Source organism: Pseudomonas sp. GR 6-02, assembly GCF_001655615.1.
In the GTDB taxonomy this organism is placed as follows: domain Bacteria; phylum Pseudomonadota; class Gammaproteobacteria; order Pseudomonadales; family Pseudomonadaceae; genus Aquipseudomonas.
This window is the reverse complement of the sequence record NZ_CP011567.1, coordinates 2313476-2329992: the sequence shown is the minus strand read 5'-3', so window position 1 is coordinate 2329992 and position 16517 is coordinate 2313476. Positions and strand designations below refer to the sequence as shown.

Sequence of the window (16517 nt, the reverse complement as noted above, 5' to 3'; positions counted from 1 at the left end):
TTCATACGAGGCGCGATTGATGAACATTCTTTACGACGAACGCATCGACGGCGCCCTGCCCAATGTCGACAAGGCGGTGCTGCTCAAGGCCCTGCAACAGGAGGTGCCGGACCTGGACATTCTCTGGCGCGAGGAAGAACTCAAGCCCTACGAATGCGACGGTCTCTCGGCCTATCGCACCACGCCGATGCTGGTGGCGCTGCCCCGGCATCTTGAACAGGTGCAGGCACTGCTCAAGCTCTGCCATGCCCGGAACGTGCCGGTGGTGGCGCGCGGGGCCGGCACCGGGTTGTCCGGCGGTGCGCTGCCGCTGGACAAAGGCGTGTTGCTGGTGATGGTGCGATTCAACAACATCTTGCACATCGACCCCGCCGCCCGCACCGCACGGGTCCAGCCAGGGGTGCGCAACCTGGCGATTTCCCAGGCAGCGGCGCCCTTCGGGTTGTATTACGCACCGGACCCGTCCTCGCAAATCGCCTGTTCCATCGGCGGCAACGTCGCGGAAAACGCCGGTGGCGTGCATTGCCTCAAGTACGGCCTGACCGTGCACAACCTGCTGAAACTCGAAATCCTGACCCTTGAAGGCGAACACCTGACCCTCGGCGCCGACTCGCTGGACGCGCCGGGGTTTGACCTGCTGGCGCTGTTCACCGGCTCCGAAGGCTTGCTGGGGATCATCACCGAAGTCACGGTCAAACTGCTGCCCAAGCCTCAGGTCGCCAAAGTCCTGCTGGCCAGTTTCGATTCCGTGGAAAAGGCCGGTCGCGCGGTGGCCGAGATCATCGCCGCCGGGATCATCCCCGGTGGCCTGGAAATGATGGACAACCTGGCGATCCGCGCCGCCGAGGATTTCATCCACGCCGGTTACCCAGTGGATGCCGAAGCGATCCTGCTGTGCGAACTGGACGGCGTCGAAGCCGATGTCCATGACGACTGCGAGCGAGTCCGCGAGGTGCTGCAACAGGCCGGCGCCAGCGAGGTGCGCCAGGCCCGGGACGAGGCCGAGCGTGTGCGGTTCTGGGCCGGGCGCAAAAACGCCTTCCCGGCCATCGGCCGCCTCTCGCCGGATTACTACTGCATGGACGGCACCATCCCCCGCCGCGAACTGCCCGGCGTACTCAAGGGCATCGCCAGCCTGGCGCAAGAATATGGCTTGCGGGTGGCCAACGTGTTCCACGCCGGCGACGGCAACATGCACCCGCTGATCCTGTTCGACGCCAACCAGCCCGGCGAACTGGAACGGGCCGAAGCCCTCGGCGGCAAGATCCTCGAACTGTGCGTGAAAGTCGGCGGCAGCATCACCGGCGAGCACGGCGTGGGCCGGGAGAAAATCAATCAGATGTGCGCGCAGTTCAACAGTGATGAGTTGACCTTGTTTCACGCGGTGAAAGCCGCGTTTGACCCGCAGGGGCTGCTCAACCCCGGTAAGAACATCCCGACCCTGCACCGCTGCGCGGAATTCGGCGCGATGCACATCCACGCAGGAAAACTGCCGTTCCCTGAGCTGGAGCGTTTCTGATGGCGGATTTCGATGCCAGTGAAGCCCTGCTCGACCAGGTCAGGCAGGCGCTGGAAAACGCCACGCCGCTGCGCATTCAGGGAGGGAACACCAAGGCCTTTCTCGGCCGTGAAGTGGCCGGCGAAGTGCTCGACACCCGCGCCCACTGCGGCATCGTCAGCTATGACCCGACGGAACTGGTGATCAGCGTTCGCGCCGGCACACCGCTGAGCGAACTGTTTGCCGCGCTGGATGCCGCGGGGCAAATGTTGCCCTGCGAGCCGCCGTCGTTCGGCGAAGGCGCCACGGTCGGCGGGATGATCGCGGCGGGGCTGTCCGGGCCACGGCGCCCGTGGGCCGGCTCGGTGCGGGACTTTGTCCTCGGTACGCGGGTGATCAGCGGTCTGGGCACTCACCTGCGCTTTGGCGGCGAAGTGATGAAAAACGTCGCCGGTTATGACCTGTCGCGCCTGATGGTCGGCAGTTACGGCTGCCTCGGCGTGCTGACTGAAGTCTCGCTCAAAGTGCTGCCCAAACCCCGGCAATGCCTGAGCATCAGCCTGGACATCGACTGCGCCCGCGCCTTGGCCAATCTGGCGCAATGGGGCCAGCAACCGCTGCCCATCAGCGCCGCCAGCCACGATGGCCAGCGTTTGTACCTGCGCCTGGAAGGCGGCGAAGGCTCGGTCGCGGCGGCCCATCAACGGCTCGGTGGCGAACCGTTGGACTCGGCCTATTGGTCTGACCTGAACGAACAACGACTAGACTTTTTCAATGAAGGCCTGCCGTTGTGGCGCTTGTCATTGCCCAATAACCTCGGGCCACTGGACTTGCCCGGCGAGCAGTTGATCGACTGGGGTGGCGCGCAACGCTGGTTGAAATCAGCAGCCGATAACATTCAATCACTGGCTCAGCAGCACGGCGGCCATGCCACCTGTTTCAGCCATGGCGTCACAGAAATGCCTTTCCAGCCCCTGGCCCCGGCGCTGCTGCGCTATCACCGGCAACTCAAGGCGCAACTGGACCCGCAAGGGTTGTTCAACCCCGGCCGGATGTACGCGGAGCTGTAAGATGCAAACCAATCTCAGCGAAGAGGCCCGCCAACTGCCCCGCGCCGAAGAAGCGGACAAGATCCTGCGCACCTGTGTGCACTGCGGGTTTTGCAACGCTACATGCCCGACCTATCAACTGCTCGGCGACGAACTGGACGGGCCGCGTGGGCGCATCTACCTGATCAAGCAAGTGCTCGAAGGCGCCCCCGCCACGGCCCAGGCCCAATTGCACCTGGATCGCTGCCTGACCTGCCGCAACTGCGAAACCACCTGCCCGTCCGGGGTGGATTATCACAACCTGCTGGACATTGGCCGCGCCGTGATCGATCAAGCGGTGCCACGCTCGGCCAGTCAACGGCTGTTGCGTCAGGGCCTGCGGGCATTGGCGCCAAACCCGATCCTGTTCAAGACCCTGCTGCAGATCGGCGCCACTTTCCGGCCGTTGCTGCCACGGGGGGTTGAGGCGAAGTTACCCCACGACCTCCCTGCTCCGGGCGAACGCCCGGTCCCTCGGCATGCGCGCCAGGTGTTGATGCTCGAAGGCTGCGTACAACCCGGTCTGTCACCGAACACCAACGCCGCGACGGCGCGGGTGCTGGATCGGCTGGGAATCAGTGTGATTGCGGCGCTGGAAGCCGGCTGCTGCGGCGCGCTGGACTATCACCTCGACGCCCAAGCTGTGGGCCTGGACCGCGCCCGACGCAACATCGACGCTTGGTGGCCGTACCTGGAAAGCGGCGCCGAAGCCATCGTGCAAACCGCCAGCGGCTGCGGCGCATTCATCAAGGACTACGGGCATCTGCTGGAGCGCGACCCGGTTTATGCGGCCAAGGCACGGCGAGTCAGCGAAATGGCCCTGGACCTGGTGCAAGTGCTGGCCGATGAGCCGTTGGAGCGAGTTTGCGCCGCCACCGACCGACGGATCGCCTTTCACTGCCCCTGCACCTTGCAGCACGCACAGAAACTCGGCGGCGCGGTCGAGGCCGTGTTGACGCGGTTGGGCTTCAATCTCACAGCTGTACCCGACAGTCATTTGTGTTGCGGCTCGGCGGGCACCTATTCGATCACCCAACCGGAGTTGGCCCGGCAACTGCGCGACAACAAACTCAACGCCCTGGAAAGCGGCCACCCAGAAGTCATCGCCACCGCCAACATCGGCTGCCAGAGCCACCTCAACAGCGCCGGGCGCACCCCAGTCAGGCACTGGATCGAATTGGTGGACCAAGTGCTGCGTTAACCGAACACTTCCGCGTTGCAAGAACAGTCCTTGGCAGAATGAAGTTCGTCAGAAACTTCGTTTGTCGGCGCCGCCGAAGGCTGCGATCTTTTCCGGCATCCGTTACGTCACTGCGCCAGGAATTTTTTTCATGAGCCACCCGAATTTCGTCAGCCCTGACCTGATCCGCCAACGCTTCTCCAAAGCGATGTCCGACATGTACCGCGAAGAAGTGCCGCTGTACGGCGCGCTGATGGAACTGGTGGAGCAGACCAACCGCCACGTGCTGGACAGCGACCCGCAAATCGCCCGCCAGCTGCACAGCACCGGGGAAATCCAGCGGCTGGACCTGGAGCGCCACGGTGCAATCCGCGTCGGCACCGCCACTGAACTGGCAACCCTCGCCCGCCTGTTCGCGGTGATGGGCATGCAACCGGTGGGCTATTACGACCTGACCCCGGCCGGCGTGCCGGTGCATTCCACTGCATTTCGTGCCGTGCATGAGGCGGCGTTGCAGGTCAGCCCGTTCCGGGTGTTCACCTCGCTACTGCGCCTGGAACTGATCGAAGACACCGAACTGCGGGCCTTTGCCCAATCAGTGCTGGACCAGCGTTCAATCTTCACCCCGGCCGCGCTGACGCTCATCGAGCGCGCCGAAACCCAGGGCGGCCTGACCGAATACGAGGCGCAGGACTTCGTCGCACAAGCCCTGGAAACCTTCCGCTGGCACCACAGCGCCACCGTCACCGCCGAGCAGTACCAGCAACTCAGCGCCCAGCATCGACTGATCGCCGACGTGGTGGCGTTCAAAGGCCCACACATCAATCACCTGACACCACGCACCCTGGACATCGACATCGTCCAGGCACAAATGCCCGCCCATGGCATTACCCCCAAAGCGGTGATCGAAGGCCCACCCCGCCGCCAATGCCCGATTCTGCTGCGTCAAACCAGCTTCAAGGCGCTGGACGAGCCGATCGCTTTTACCGATCAAGCCGAGATGCGTGGCAGCCACAGCGCCCGCTTCGGTGAAATCGAACAACGCGGCGCAGCGCTCACGCCTAAGGGCCGGGCGCTTTACGACCGTTTGCTCAACGCTGCCCGGGATGAGCTCAAAGAGTTCCCCAACGAAGCCAATGCCGCACGCTACAACGCGCTAATGACGCAGCACTTTGGCGAATTCCCTGACACCGTTGAGGATATGCGCCAACAGGAACTGGCGTACTTTCGCTACTTCGTGACCGAAAAAGGCCTGGCGGCGGATGGGCTGAAAGACGCGTCGCTGGAGGATTTGCTCCGCGACGGGTATGTACGGGTTGAACCGCTGGTGTACGAAGATTTCCTGCCGGTCAGTGCGGCGGGGATTTTTCAGTCGAACCTGGGGGACGCGGCGCAAACCCACTATGGCGTGCATTCGAACCAACAGGCGTTCGAAAAGGCGCTGGGACGGCCGACGATTGATGAGTTGGGCTTGTATGCCGAGACGCAGCGGCGATCGATCGAAGAGTGTTTTGCAGCATTGGGCTTGAAGGTTACCGATTAGGCGTTATGGCCGCGAAAAGATCGCAGCCCTGCGGCAGCTCCTGCAGAAATACGTATTTCATGCAGGAGGGGCCGCCCCGTCGTTCGTCGCGTCGTTGCCGGCACGGCACGTTTTCGACCTTTTAAGCCGCACCGCCCTTGGCCTGTTGCTCCAGGTGCAGTTGCAGCTCTGGATCGATCTTCAGCGCAGCGGCCAGTTCGTCCAGATAATTGCGCTCGGCATCCTGCTGATCGTCCACCAGCATCACGCTGGCCAGGTACATCTCGGCGGCCATGCCCGGGTCCTGGGCGGACTGCGCCACATCGGCGGCATCCAGCGGCCGGGCGACTTCGTCATCGAGCCATTGTTGCAGTTGCGGGTCGTCGGTATGGCGGCCGATTTCAGTGCTGATCATTTGTTTCTCGGCGTCGTCGATACGGCCGTCGGCCTTGGCGGCGGCGATCAAGGCGCGAAGGATGGCATGGCTGTGGTCTTCGATTTCCGGACCGGACAACAGATCAACGGTACGCGGCGCCTGTTGGGGTGCCGAAGCCTGGCTGCGTTGCCATGCCTGATAGGCCTGGAACGCCATCATCCCCAAAGAGGCCAGCGCCGCATAGTTGGTGCCGCCCGAGCGCGTTTGGCTTGAACCGCCCGAAGGGGAACCGCCGCCCAACAGACCACCGAGCAAACCTCCCAGACCTCCGCCGCCAGCACCTCCACCCGCGCTGCCACCCAACAGGCCACCGAGCAAGCCACCCAAATCGCCCAAGCCGCCTTGAGTCGACGCCGCACCACCTTGTTGCGACAACGAGCCCTGGCCGGCCCGCAGTAATTGCTCAAGCAAATCGCTGGTGTTCATGACGACGTCCTCATTGATGGGCAGAAACCAAGTCAGGCAACGATAGTCCTCGCCGGACCGCCAACTCCGTCTGGCTGACGTCAAAAGGTGCCCCTTCACACTCCTGACAGAAACTGACAGCGCCTCCTTTTATGCTGCGCCCACCTTCTAATGGAGCAACCCCATGATCACTCCCCGTTTCATTTTGCTTTTCGTGGACAATCCCGCCGTCAGTGCACGGTTTTATGAGTTTCTGCTGGAGCGCAAGCCCGTGGAAGAGTCGCCGACCTTCGCCCTGTTTGTCCTGGACGACGGCTATAAACTGGGGCTCTGGTCGCGGCATACCGCCGAACCTGCAACGACTGTAACGGGCGGCGGGACCGAGCTGGCGTTCCCGGTGGAGTCTGCCGAACAGGTCGATGCCCTGTTTGCCAAGTGGAGCGCCCTCGGGCTGACCATGCTGCAAACACCGACCGAACTCGACTTCGGTCGCACCTTCGTCGCCCTTGACCCGGATAACCATCGGCTGCGTGTGTTCTTTCCTCATTAAGCTGACAACACTGGCATACAACGCTCATGACGTACCCCGGATATTTCCGGGGTATTTTTTTGCGCGGCGTCTAAGATTCAAAGGTGGTGAACCTTATCCCCGAAAATCCGGTCGATACCTGCAACCCGATCCGGTTTGCCGACGCCCTCAATAGCAGGGTGATAACTGGCTTGCTTCATTTTCTGGAGAACGCCCCCGTGATATCCACCGTACACATCGCCAGGCTCAAAGCATGGGGCGCCCATGGTTTTACCGCCACCGGCGTGGTCACTGCTTTCCTCGCGACCCTCGCCCTGCTGGAGAACCAGCCCACCCATTGCCTGCTGTGGCTGGGCGTGGCGCTGATCGTCGACGGGCTGGACGGCGCGCTGGCACGCAAGGTCAATGTGCAATCGGTGCTGCCAAGTTTCGACGGCTCGATCCTCGACCTGGTGATCGACTACCTGACGTATGTGTTTATCCCGGCGCTGTTCATCTACCGTTACATCCCGTTGCCGGACTACACCCTGCTGCTGACCGTGTCGCTGATTCTGGTGTCGTCGCTGTTCTGCTTCTGCAACGTCAACATGAAGAGCAAGGACAACTACTTCCAGGGCTTCCCCGCTGCGTGGAACGTGGTTGCGCTGTGCCTGTACATCATCGGTCCGTCGCCGTGGATCACGTTGCTCACCGTGATCGGCCTGGCGCTGTTGACCGTGACTCGAATGAAATTCCTGCACCCGTTCCGCGTGCGCCGCTTCATGCCGATCAACATTGCCGTGACGGCCATCTGGTTGCTGTGCAGCTTGTCGCTGGTGCTCAACCATCCGGTCATCAATCCACTGGTGATGGGCCTGTGGCTGCTGATGTCGGCGTACTTCCTGGGGATCTGCATCTGGCGCACGGCGCTGGAGTGGTTCGACGGCTCGCGACTCAAATAGGCACTGCATTCATGCCCATCCATATCGTGCGACTCGGTTCACCTCGCACCGCAAATGAAGGCCTGCGCCTGGGCACGGTACGCCGCCCGCCCCGTGGCGTACCAAAGGCCGAATTCGCCAGCCGTGATTTCTATGATGTGTGGCAACCGCTGCTGTCCCCCAGCCCCGAACTGGTGGCCGAAGCCAAAGCGGCAGAAGATGCCAAAGCCTGGGAGAGCTTCAAGCGCAAGTTCAAGGCCGAGATGAACCATCCCGCGCCCAGTCAGCTGCTGGACCTGCTGGCCGCCCTCTCCCATCAAACCTCACTGGCCGTGGGGTGTTATTGCGAAGACGAAGCGCACTGCCATCGCTCCGTATTACGGGAGTTGCTGGAGGCACGGGGCGCAAAAATTGTTTAGCCAAGATGCAGATTTGATCGCTCGCCCGAATGTTCACCGGCAAGCCGAATACACTTCATAGCCAGAATGGTCGTCGGGTCGATCAATGCCACTTGATGCCCCTTGATCATGAAGGCCTCGCCGTGCTGCAACACCAGCGGCAACTCCGTACATCCCAGGATAAGCACATCGGCGCCCAGTTCACACAAGTGCTCGGCGGCGATCAGGAGTTGGTCCCTGCAAAGACCCTCGGTGAACCCGGCCTTGATCCCGAGCGCCCCATAAATCGCATCCATCACCAACGCCTGGTAATCCAAACCAGGGGCGATTATGTGCAGCCCGGCCCGCCGGGCGGCCTCGTGGTAGACCTGACTCTTGATCGTGCCCGACGTCGCCAGCAGCCCCACTGTTTTCCCGGCGCCATACCGCTGAACGATGGCCTCTACCGTCTCGGCAAGCATGTTCACAATGGGTACGCGCAAGTGTGCCTGGATGCGCTCGACGAATGCGTGGGCGGTGTTGCACGGGATCGCAATCGCATTGGCTCCTGCGCTTTCAAGCCGCTTGCAGGTGGCATACATCGCCATCGTCGGATCGGTTTCGTCATTCAGCAAATTGGCGGTGCGATCAGGAATCTGGGGGTTTTGTTCGACCACCATCTTGATGTGCTCCTGGTCACGGCCGGCCGGTGTATGCGCAACCACCTTGCCCATGAAATCGACCGTTGCCGCAGGCCCCACCCCGCCTACGATCCCAAGCTTGAAGGGTGGGCGATTCGACTGACCTTTCTGCTGGGTCGCGAAGCCGGCATAAATCTCATTGATATCCAACACCGTGATGCCCCGCCGCTGCAGGTCGCCGCAGACCAACGAAAGCTCGGTCATGCCCGGCAAGACCATCGTGGCCCCCTGCTCCTGAAGTGACAGGCAGGCCTGATACACGCATTCCAGCGGTACACCGTCAAGGTAGCCATCCTTGATGCCGTTGACGCCATACATCGCTTCCATCAACCCCGATTGTTCGTCGGCACCTGGATAAACGAGTTTGAAGTCGGAGCCGAAGTAGCGTTCGAACAAACCGGCGTGACGAACATAGTCTGAGGCGAGAATGCCCAATACCGTGCCGGGTTCAACAACATGGTCGATGTGCCTGCGCAATGCGGCCATCATGTCCAGAACCGGTATGCCTATCTCCTCCTGTATCTCTTCGCGGAAAGTGTGACTGGCAAAACACGGCAGTACGATCGCGCTGACCCCGCTGGCCTCGAAAGTCTGACAGACCTGGAAAACATAGAACTTTCTGGAGGTCATGCTCGCGCCCCGATCCAACGGCATCAGCACATCTTTGAACGGGTGCTGCTCGAACAGGAAGTGATAGCGGCCTTGATCCTCCAGTACCGCCCTGGACTTCACCAACTTATAGAAAAGATCGCCGCCGGCCAGTGAGCCAAGCCCGCCGACGATGCCCAGTTTGTGTACCAATGAAGACTCACGGGATGGCTTCGATTTCGTTTTCATGGTGATAGCGCTCAGACGGTGGCTACAGAGCGAACAGGCAGTGGGGACACCTCGGTTTGCGGCACGTCGTCCGGCTCTTCGAGAGGCTCGGATTTAGCGATCACGGCTGTTGCGATGCTGTTGCCCACCACATTGGTGGCCGTCCTGGCCATATCGAGGAACTGATCAATACCGATGATCAGCAAAATGCCAGCCTCTGGCAGATTGAACATGGGCAACGTCGCCGCCACGACCACCACCGAAGCCCGGGCAACACCCGCCATGCCCTTGCTGGTAATCATCAGCGTCAGCAAGATCAGCAGCTGCTGCGTAAAGCTCAAATCAATGTTGTAGGCCTGAGCGATAAACATAATGGCGAAGGCTTGATACATCATCGAGCCGTCGAGGTTGAATGAGTACCCCAGTGGCAGTACGAAGCTGGATACCCGCTTGGGTGCGCCGAACTTCTCCAGGGCTTCCATGGTTTTTGGATAGGCGGACTCACTACTGGCTGTCGAGAATGCCAGCAGAATGGGCTCGCGGATCAACTTGCCCAGGGTAAAGACTGAACGCCCCAGAAACAGGTAGCCGGCAGCGAACAACACGCCCCATAGAATCACAATGCCCAGGTAGAACTCGGCAATCAGTTTTCCATAATCGACCAGCAAGCCGAGACCTTGGGTGGTGATGGCCGAAGCGATGGCGGCAAAGACACCGACTGGCGCAAACGCCATGACATAGTCAGTGATCTTGAACATCACCTTGCCCAGTTCTTCAATGCTGTCGGTGATCTTCGTATAGCCAGCGCGCTTGATGCCTGCCAGCGCAAAGCCGAAAAACAAAGAGAACACTACAATTTGCAGAATCTCATTGTTGGCCATGGCTTCTGCGATGCTTCGAGGGAACACGTGACTGATGAATACCTTGAGGCTGAAGTCACCCGTGCTGACAACGGCCGGCGCCGCTGCGCCTTGAGTCACCTGCAGATCCAGACCCGCGCCTGGCTGGAACACATTCACCAGCAACATGCCAATGAACAGCGAAATGATTGAGGCCGACACGAACCAGATCATCGCCCTCGCGCCGATCCGCCCTACGGATCGGGAATTACCCATGCTGGCAATACCACCGACCAGTGTGGCGAACACCAAAGGCGCGATGATCATCTTGATCAACCGCAGGAAAATGTCCGTCACCATCGAGAAGTAGGAGGCGATCTCCCGGGCGGCTTTCTCATCCGCTGCGAAATGATGGCAGGCCCAACCTGCAAGGACGCCCAAGGCGATAGCCATCGCAATCTGGCGGGGTAGTCTGTTTCTTTTCACGGTGCATTTCCTCAAGTGGTTTTGTAGGTCTTTTTACTTGGCAGGAGACAAGATTGAAGTGCCCCGATGTTCTGCGGCAGCGGGGTTGTGGCACCGATTCTAAGGACGCCATTCACGCCGGATGATGAGTAATCACCATAGGCTGATGCGTTTTTGGAATAGTTTGCGAAATTCCCTCAATGGCGCCATCGCACCGCAGTAAACTCTTCGCCAGAGACGCAATGAGGTGCCAGCATGCAAACCAAATGGTTGGACGATCTTCTGGCGATTGCCGAATGGAAGAACTTTTCCCGAGCGGCGGAAGTGCGTTGCGTCACGCAGTCCGCGTTGTCCCGGCGGATTCGTTCACTTGAAGAATGGGTGGGCGCCGAACTGGTGGATCGCGGCACTTATCCTGTCCAGCTGACTCAAGCGGGCCGCAGCTTCTGTGAAGAGGGCCGCGAGGCGCTGTCGGCGTTGCTGCAATTGCGCCTGGCCCTTCGCGAAGGCGAACGAATGCCGGGGCGCTCGATTCAGGTCACCGCCGGGCACAGTCTTTCAATGACCTTCCTGCCTAAATGGCTCACCCAGTTTCAACAGCAGAATGAGCCCTTCAATGCTCGCGTGGTGGCTGCGAACATCCACGATGCGGTGATTGCGCTGGAGGAAGGCAGCTGCGATTTGATGATCGTCTACCACCATCCCCTCGCCCCGATCCAGCTCGACCCCGAGAAGTTCGGCAGCTTGACCCTGGGGCATGATTCGTTCGTTCCACTGTGCGCGCCGGACAATAACGGCAAACCGTTGCATCGGCTGCCGGGGACGGCCGCCAAGCCAGTGCCGCACCTGGCCTATACCGCGACCACTTTTTTGGGTCGCGTGGCCGATATCGTCATCAAGAATGCACCGACTGCTTGCGTGCTTGATCGTTGCTTTGAGGCGGACATGGCCATGTTGCTGATGAGAATGGCGATCGAGGGCTACGGCGTTGCCTGGCTGCCCCTGAGCGCCGTGACCGATGAGCTGGAGCGAGGGCAATTGGTGCTGGCCGGCGGCGATGAATGGAAGACCCGGCTGGAGATTCGTTCGTATTGTTCGATCGCCAATCAGAACCCGACGATGCGCGAGCTTTGGAAGACGCTTGAGACCGCATCGCGAGCAAACCCGCTCCCACATTAGAACCGGACGAGGGGTTGATCATGGTCAATAATGAAAGGATTGAGATGTATTGAACGACCACCGTCTGCTCGCTTACCCACGGGAGGTTTGTCATGTCTGGTGAATCACGCTTCATGCTGGTCGCTTCACCGCTGATGGAACACAGCCCCGCCTTCGACCGGGCCGCGATGCTGGCCAAGGCCGAGGGGGCAGCCCTGCACATCGTGGCCTTCGACTATCTGGAAGGTCTGGCGACCGCCAGCCTGGTCAACGAAAAAGCCCTGGAACAGATGCGCCTGGGCTACGTCGAGCGTCACCGCCAGTGGCTTGAGGAACAGGCCCATCCCTTGCGCAAGATCGGTGTACACGTCACCACCGAGGTGGCCTGGGTCGAGCATCCGCTGGAGGAAATCCTGATTCACCTCAAAGAGCAGCCGATGGACGTGCTGATCAAGGCGCTGGAGCATCAATCGCGGCTGTCGCGACTGGTGTTTACGCCCCTCGACGTGCATTTGCTGCGCGAATGCCCGGTGCCGCTGCATTTCGTCAGCCATGCCACTCGCGCGTTGCCGCGCAAGATCGTAGCCGCGGTCGACCCGCTTCATCGCGACGATCACTACAAAAGCTTCAACGACAGAATCCTTCACGAAGCATCGAAACTGGCGAGCGCCTGCAATGCCGAGCTCGATGTGGTCTACGCCTGTGACCTTTCAGCCATCAGCGCGGATGAGTTCAACTTCTATAACGGTTCGGCGCTTTTCTCTTCAGGCCAGATCAAGACCCTGTTCGACCTCCAGGAGGATGCGTTCAACGAACTGGCCGCGCGCAACGGCATCGCGCCGGAGCAGCGTCACATGATCATGGGCAACCCCACCAAGGTACTGACCCACTACACCGAGACCCATGATGTGGATGTGATCGTCATGGGCCGGATCGGCCATCGCGGCATGGGCCGGTTGATCGGCAGCACGGTGGAGCATGTGCTGTACAAAATGCCATGCAGCGTGTGGGTGGTGTATACCGAATCACTGGATGAGTGACAATGCCATTAAGTTAAGGCACAGAACCTGTAGGAGCGAGGCTTGCCCGCGAAGAATGCACCGCGGTTTTTCAGGTATTACGCGTCATCGTTCTTCGCGGGCAAGCCTCGCTCCTACAGGATTTTCGTCGCTCCGTTCCCGGTTCAACGCCGGGTGATCACCACCTCCAGGTATTCGCTTGGCACCACCAGCGACCGCTCTCCCGCTCGGTTCAGGCGCTTGAGCAGTTCCGTCAGGTCGTGTTCCAGGGCGGCGGACCCTTCGGGTGGCAGGGTCGCAAAAGCCTTGTGAACCGGGCCATACCAGGTGCGGAAGGTGTCGATGAAATGGGCGGCCGAACGATAGCGGAAGTTGAATAAGCGTCGTGTCACCTGAAGCACGAAGTCGCGCTGATCGAAGTGCGAGTGCAACCACGCTTCGGAGCCCCAGTTTGAAGGTGGTTGAGCCCCTACGGGTGGCGGCATGTGGCGCCCCAGGACCTTGAACATCTGGCCGACAAAGCCCTCGGGCGTCCAGTTGGCAAGGCCAATCCGGCCTCCCGGACGACACACCCGCGCCAGTTCCGCAGCCGCCTTGGGTTGATCCGGGGTAAACATCACCCCAAAGGTCGAGAGCACGGCATCGAAACTGGCATCCTCGAAAGGTAGCGCCTCGGCATCGGCCACCTGAAAGGTCACGTTCAGGTGTTCCGCCCGTGCCCGGTCTTCGCCACGCTCAAGCAACTTGGCCACATAGTCGGTGGACGTGACCTTACAGCCCCGGCGCGCAGCGGCAAGCGTGGCATTACCGTTGCCCGCAGCGACGTCCAGCACCCGCTCATCACAGAGCAAGTCACAGGCTTCGGCCAATAGCTCGCCGACGATCTGTAGGGTGGTGCCGATCACGGCGTAGTCGCCGCTGGCCCACGCAGTCATCTGACGGTTTTTCAGGGCGGTGAGATCAATGGGTGTGCTCATGAAGTCTGCTCCGCTGCGGGTTGGAACGCGTCCCGGCTTACTCCGCCGTGGTGGGATCGATGATGTTCACAACTCGGGAAACGCTGTTGATCGGAAAACCACCTTGTTTGGCATGCTCCCTGATGAGCTCCTCGCTCGGCGCGATGTACACGCAATAAATCTTGTCGCCCGTGACGTAACTCTGCTGCCATTGCACTTGCGGCCCCAATCCACGCAACACATCGCAGGATTTTTGCGAGATCGCTTTGAGTTCCTGCGGCGGCAGTGCGCCAGCTCCTGGAAGCTCGCGTTCAATAATGAACTTAGGCATAACCCTCTCCCTTTCATGATGGTGATGGCAGGGTCGCAAGTGACCCCGTCCACAAACTAAAGCTCCCGGACAGGTATCCGTCCTGCCCGGTCGTCCGGCAGACTCACGAAATGCGCCGGTCTCCGATGCATGGTCATGCGTTTGTAACGCAGGATTAACACCCGGCCCACGGGATTGCCGATGCGCCATGAATCAGCTCTTATGGGCCACCGTCTTTTGAAAGGATTCCCCCATGCCTCGCCTGGACTGGCTCGCTCACCACATGCACCACAGCGACATCTTTGCTTCATGGATTCACCAACAATTCCACTATGAATACGCCGACCAGCCCTTGCCTCAGTGGCAACGGGAATTCGCTGACGGCCAATTCGACGGCACATGGCAATGTTTGATCGCCCTGGATGAAGACCGCCTGCTGGGTGGTGCGGCACTGGCCGCCGCCGACCTGGCTCACCGGCCTGACCTGGGTCCTTGGCTGGCTTGTGTGTTCGTCACACCCCAAGCAAGGGGAAAAGGATTGGCGGAGCGTTTGATTGAAGGGATATGCGCGCAGGCCAGGGAACGTGGCGTGGCGAAGATCTATTTGCACACCCGGGACCAAAGCGATTACTACGCCAGACGCGGATGGACAGTGCTGGAGCGTTTTCAGGCCTGGGAAAACGACCAATGGCTCATGGTGCGCAACCTGTGAGCCATTGATTGGAAAGGTCACGCGGCAGGCGCCTTGGCCTCTTCCAACAGCTGCCGGATCATCTGCTCCTGAGTCTCGTAGCGACCCTCGCCAAAGTGGCTGTAACGCACCTGCCCCTTGGCATCGATCAGGTAGTGAGCCGGCCAGTATTGGTTGTCGAAGGCGCGCCAGATCGCGTAGTTATTGTCGATCGCCACCGGGTAGGTGATACCGAGTTTTTTCACCTGATCGCGAACGTTGTCGAGGATGCGTTCGTAACCGTATTCCGGGGTGTGCACGCCGACCACCACCAGGCCGTCCTTTTCATATTTTTTCGCCCAGTCCTTCACGTAGGGCAAGGTGTGCTGGCAGTTGATGCAGTCATAGGTCCAGAAATCCACCAGCACCACCTTGCCGCGCAGGGAGTCGTTGCTCAGCGCTGGCGAGTTGAGCCATTCGACCGCGCCGGAGAGTGACGGCATCGCACCTTTGGCCGCGTCCATCGGGTCGGCCTTGACCTTGCTGACCAGGTAATCGACCACTTTCGGTACGGTTTCCAGCACCTGCTGTTCAACGGTCGTGACGCCTTCGGACGAAGTGCCGGCGAGCAGCCTGTTATCGGTTCCGGTGGCGATGACCGCCGCCGCGACCAACACCCCGGCACCCGCGCCGCGACGCAGCCAACCGGTGACCGGAATCGACGGTTTCAAGCGATTGACCAGGCCGCGACCGGCGAAGATCAAGGTGCCCAGTGACAACGCGCTGCCCAGGCCATACGCCACCAGCAGCAGACTGGTCTGAGCGTTGGCGCCTTGCAGCATCGCGCCGGAGAGGATCACACCGAGGATCGGCCCGGCACACGGTGCCCAGAGCAGGCCGGTGGCGACGCCGATCATCACCGAGCCCAGCGGGCCGGACATTTTGCGAGTGTTGGGGTCGAGGCGATTGCCCAGCAACACGAACGGCCGCGCCAGCCAGCCGCCGATGCGCGCGGAGATCAGCGACAGCGCAAACAGCACCATCACGATCAGCGCCACATGGCGGCCGGTGTTGTTGGCTTGTATCACCCAATCGCTGCTGACCACGGCCAGGCTGGAGATCAGGGCGAAGGTCAGGGCCATGCCACCGAGGGTGAGCAGGATCGAGGTGCGTGTGCGTTTAACACCGGCAAACAGAAACGGCACGACCGGGAGGATGCAGGGGCTGAGGACGGTCAAAATGCCGCCCAGGAATGCGATGAGAAACATGGGGATCACCTTGAATATACGAGTCCCATGTGGGAGCGAGCCTGCTCCCACACTGGGAGTTGAGTTCATCAGAACAGTGCCTGGCTTCAAGCCATCTGGTTTTCCAACTGCTGGCCCTGTGGCGTCCGGCTGTAACCGTTCTCTGCAACCAATTGCCCCTGCGGTGTGCGGCTGGAACCATCCTCAGCCACCAGCGGCGTCAGTTGGAAGCAGGTGCTGCTGACACAGCTGCTCTGTTCAACAGCCGCGTTGGCATGAGCGGCGACGCCGGCTATGGAAAAGACGATGGCGGTCAAAAAGCGGGTGGCGTTGTTCATGGAATTATTCCTGTTTCAAAAAAGGGATTGATAACGGGTGAGC

General features: G+C 60.6%; 17 protein-coding genes. 10 read left to right on the top strand and 7 right to left on the bottom strand.

Features of this window, described 5'->3' with window-relative positions; all coding sequences use genetic code 11:
• Nucleotides 1-19: 19 nt before the first annotated feature.
• The 4 genes from glcD to hglS all read left to right on the top strand — a co-directional run bounded on the left by glcD (nucleotide 20) and on the right by hglS (nucleotide 5309).
• Nucleotides 20-1519: a glycolate oxidase subunit GlcD gene (glcD, locus tag PGR6_RS10385; protein ID WP_064617022.1), complete on the top strand. Its 1500-nt coding sequence runs from the start codon at nucleotides 20-22 to the stop codon at nucleotides 1517-1519.
• Nucleotides 1519-2568, top strand: a complete 1050-nt coding sequence (glcE, locus tag PGR6_RS10380; RefSeq protein ID WP_064617021.1) for a glycolate oxidase subunit GlcE — start codon at nucleotides 1519-1521, stop codon at nucleotides 2566-2568. The genes glcD and glcE overlap by 1 nt, the downstream gene beginning before the upstream one ends.
• 1 nt (nucleotide 2569) lies before the next feature.
• Nucleotides 2570-3787: a glycolate oxidase subunit GlcF gene (gene glcF, locus PGR6_RS10375; RefSeq protein ID WP_064617020.1), complete on the top strand. Its 1218-nt coding sequence runs from the start codon at nucleotides 2570-2572 to the stop codon at nucleotides 3785-3787.
• 130 nt (nucleotides 3788-3917) lie between these two features.
• Nucleotides 3918-5309 carry a 2-oxoadipate dioxygenase/decarboxylase HglS gene (hglS, locus tag PGR6_RS10370; RefSeq protein WP_064617019.1) on the top strand — a complete coding sequence of 464 codons (1392 nt, stop codon included), beginning with the start codon at nucleotides 3918-3920 and terminating at the stop codon, nucleotides 5307-5309.
• 121 nt (nucleotides 5310-5430) lie between these two features.
• Here the strand turns inward: hglS and PGR6_RS10365 are convergent, their stop codons facing one another.
• Complete coding sequence (locus tag PGR6_RS10365) at nucleotides 5431-6150, bottom strand: tellurite resistance TerB family protein (protein ID WP_064617018.1); 720 nt, start codon at nucleotides 6148-6150, stop codon at nucleotides 5431-5433.
• Nucleotides 6151-6313: 163 nt separating this feature from the next.
• On the opposite strand from PGR6_RS10365, the gene PGR6_RS10360 reads away from it, so the two are divergent.
• The 3 genes from PGR6_RS10360 to PGR6_RS10350 all read left to right on the top strand — a co-directional run bounded on the left by PGR6_RS10360 (nucleotide 6314) and on the right by PGR6_RS10350 (nucleotide 7997).
• Nucleotides 6314-6679, top strand: a complete 366-nt coding sequence (locus PGR6_RS10360; protein ID WP_064617017.1) for a VOC family protein — start codon at nucleotides 6314-6316, stop codon at nucleotides 6677-6679.
• Nucleotides 6680-6876: 197 nt separating this feature from the next.
• Complete coding sequence (gene pcsA, locus PGR6_RS10355) at nucleotides 6877-7599, top strand: phosphatidylcholine synthase (RefSeq protein WP_018928045.1); 723 nt, start codon at nucleotides 6877-6879, stop codon at nucleotides 7597-7599.
• Between the two features lie 11 nt (nucleotides 7600-7610).
• Nucleotides 7611-7997: a DUF488 domain-containing protein gene (locus PGR6_RS10350; RefSeq protein WP_064617016.1), complete on the top strand. Its 387-nt coding sequence runs from the start codon at nucleotides 7611-7613 to the stop codon at nucleotides 7995-7997.
• Here PGR6_RS10350 and PGR6_RS10345 read toward each other — a convergent pair.
• Nucleotides 7994-9493 (bottom strand): amino acid racemase, encoded by a 1500-nt coding sequence (locus PGR6_RS10345; RefSeq protein ID WP_064617015.1) that lies wholly within the window; start codon nucleotides 9491-9493, stop codon nucleotides 7994-7996. The genes PGR6_RS10350 and PGR6_RS10345 overlap by 4 nt on opposite strands.
• Before the next feature lie 11 nt (nucleotides 9494-9504).
• Nucleotides 9505-10797, bottom strand: a complete 1293-nt coding sequence (locus PGR6_RS10340; RefSeq protein ID WP_064617014.1) for a dicarboxylate/amino acid:cation symporter — start codon at nucleotides 10795-10797, stop codon at nucleotides 9505-9507.
• Nucleotides 10798-11031: 234 nt separating this feature from the next.
• Between PGR6_RS10340 and PGR6_RS10335 the strand changes: the two genes are divergently transcribed.
• Both PGR6_RS10335 and PGR6_RS10330 read left to right on the top strand, forming a co-directional pair.
• The gene (locus PGR6_RS10335; protein WP_018928049.1) at nucleotides 11032-11955 is read left to right on the top strand and encodes a LysR substrate-binding domain-containing protein; all 924 of its coding nucleotides are present in this window, start codon (nucleotides 11032-11034) and stop codon (nucleotides 11953-11955) included.
• A 92-nt stretch (nucleotides 11956-12047) separates the two neighbouring features.
• A complete protein-coding gene (locus PGR6_RS10330) occupies nucleotides 12048-12974 on the top strand; it encodes a universal stress protein (RefSeq protein WP_064617013.1) in 927 nt (308 codons plus the stop codon).
• Nucleotides 12975-13117: 143 nt separating this feature from the next.
• Here PGR6_RS10330 and PGR6_RS10325 read toward each other — a convergent pair whose 3' ends face one another.
• Together PGR6_RS10325 and PGR6_RS10320 are read right to left on the bottom strand one after the other, a co-directional pair.
• Nucleotides 13118-13930, bottom strand: a complete 813-nt coding sequence (locus tag PGR6_RS10325) for a class I SAM-dependent methyltransferase (RefSeq protein WP_064617012.1) — start codon at nucleotides 13928-13930, stop codon at nucleotides 13118-13120.
• A 37-nt stretch (nucleotides 13931-13967) separates the two neighbouring features.
• On the bottom strand, nucleotides 13968-14240 hold the full coding sequence (locus tag PGR6_RS10320; RefSeq protein WP_018928052.1) for a DUF4242 domain-containing protein: 273 nt from the start codon (nucleotides 14238-14240) through the stop codon (nucleotides 13968-13970).
• Between the two features lie 232 nt (nucleotides 14241-14472).
• Between PGR6_RS10320 and PGR6_RS10315 the strand changes: the two genes are divergently transcribed.
• Nucleotides 14473-14931, top strand: a complete 459-nt coding sequence (locus PGR6_RS10315; RefSeq protein ID WP_018928053.1) for a GNAT family N-acetyltransferase — start codon at nucleotides 14473-14475, stop codon at nucleotides 14929-14931.
• 17 nt (nucleotides 14932-14948) lie between these two features.
• Here the strand turns inward: PGR6_RS10315 and PGR6_RS10310 are convergent, their stop codons facing one another.
• Both PGR6_RS10310 and PGR6_RS10305 read right to left on the bottom strand, forming a co-directional pair.
• Nucleotides 14949-16157 (bottom strand): cytochrome c biogenesis protein DipZ, encoded by a 1209-nt coding sequence (locus PGR6_RS10310; RefSeq protein WP_064617011.1) that lies wholly within the window; start codon nucleotides 16155-16157, stop codon nucleotides 14949-14951.
• A gap of 86 nt (nucleotides 16158-16243) precedes the next feature.
• The gene (locus tag PGR6_RS10305) at nucleotides 16244-16474 is read right to left on the bottom strand and encodes a hypothetical protein (protein ID WP_064617010.1); all 231 of its coding nucleotides are present in this window, start codon (nucleotides 16472-16474) and stop codon (nucleotides 16244-16246) included.
• Between the last annotated feature and the right edge of the window lie 43 nt (nucleotides 16475-16517).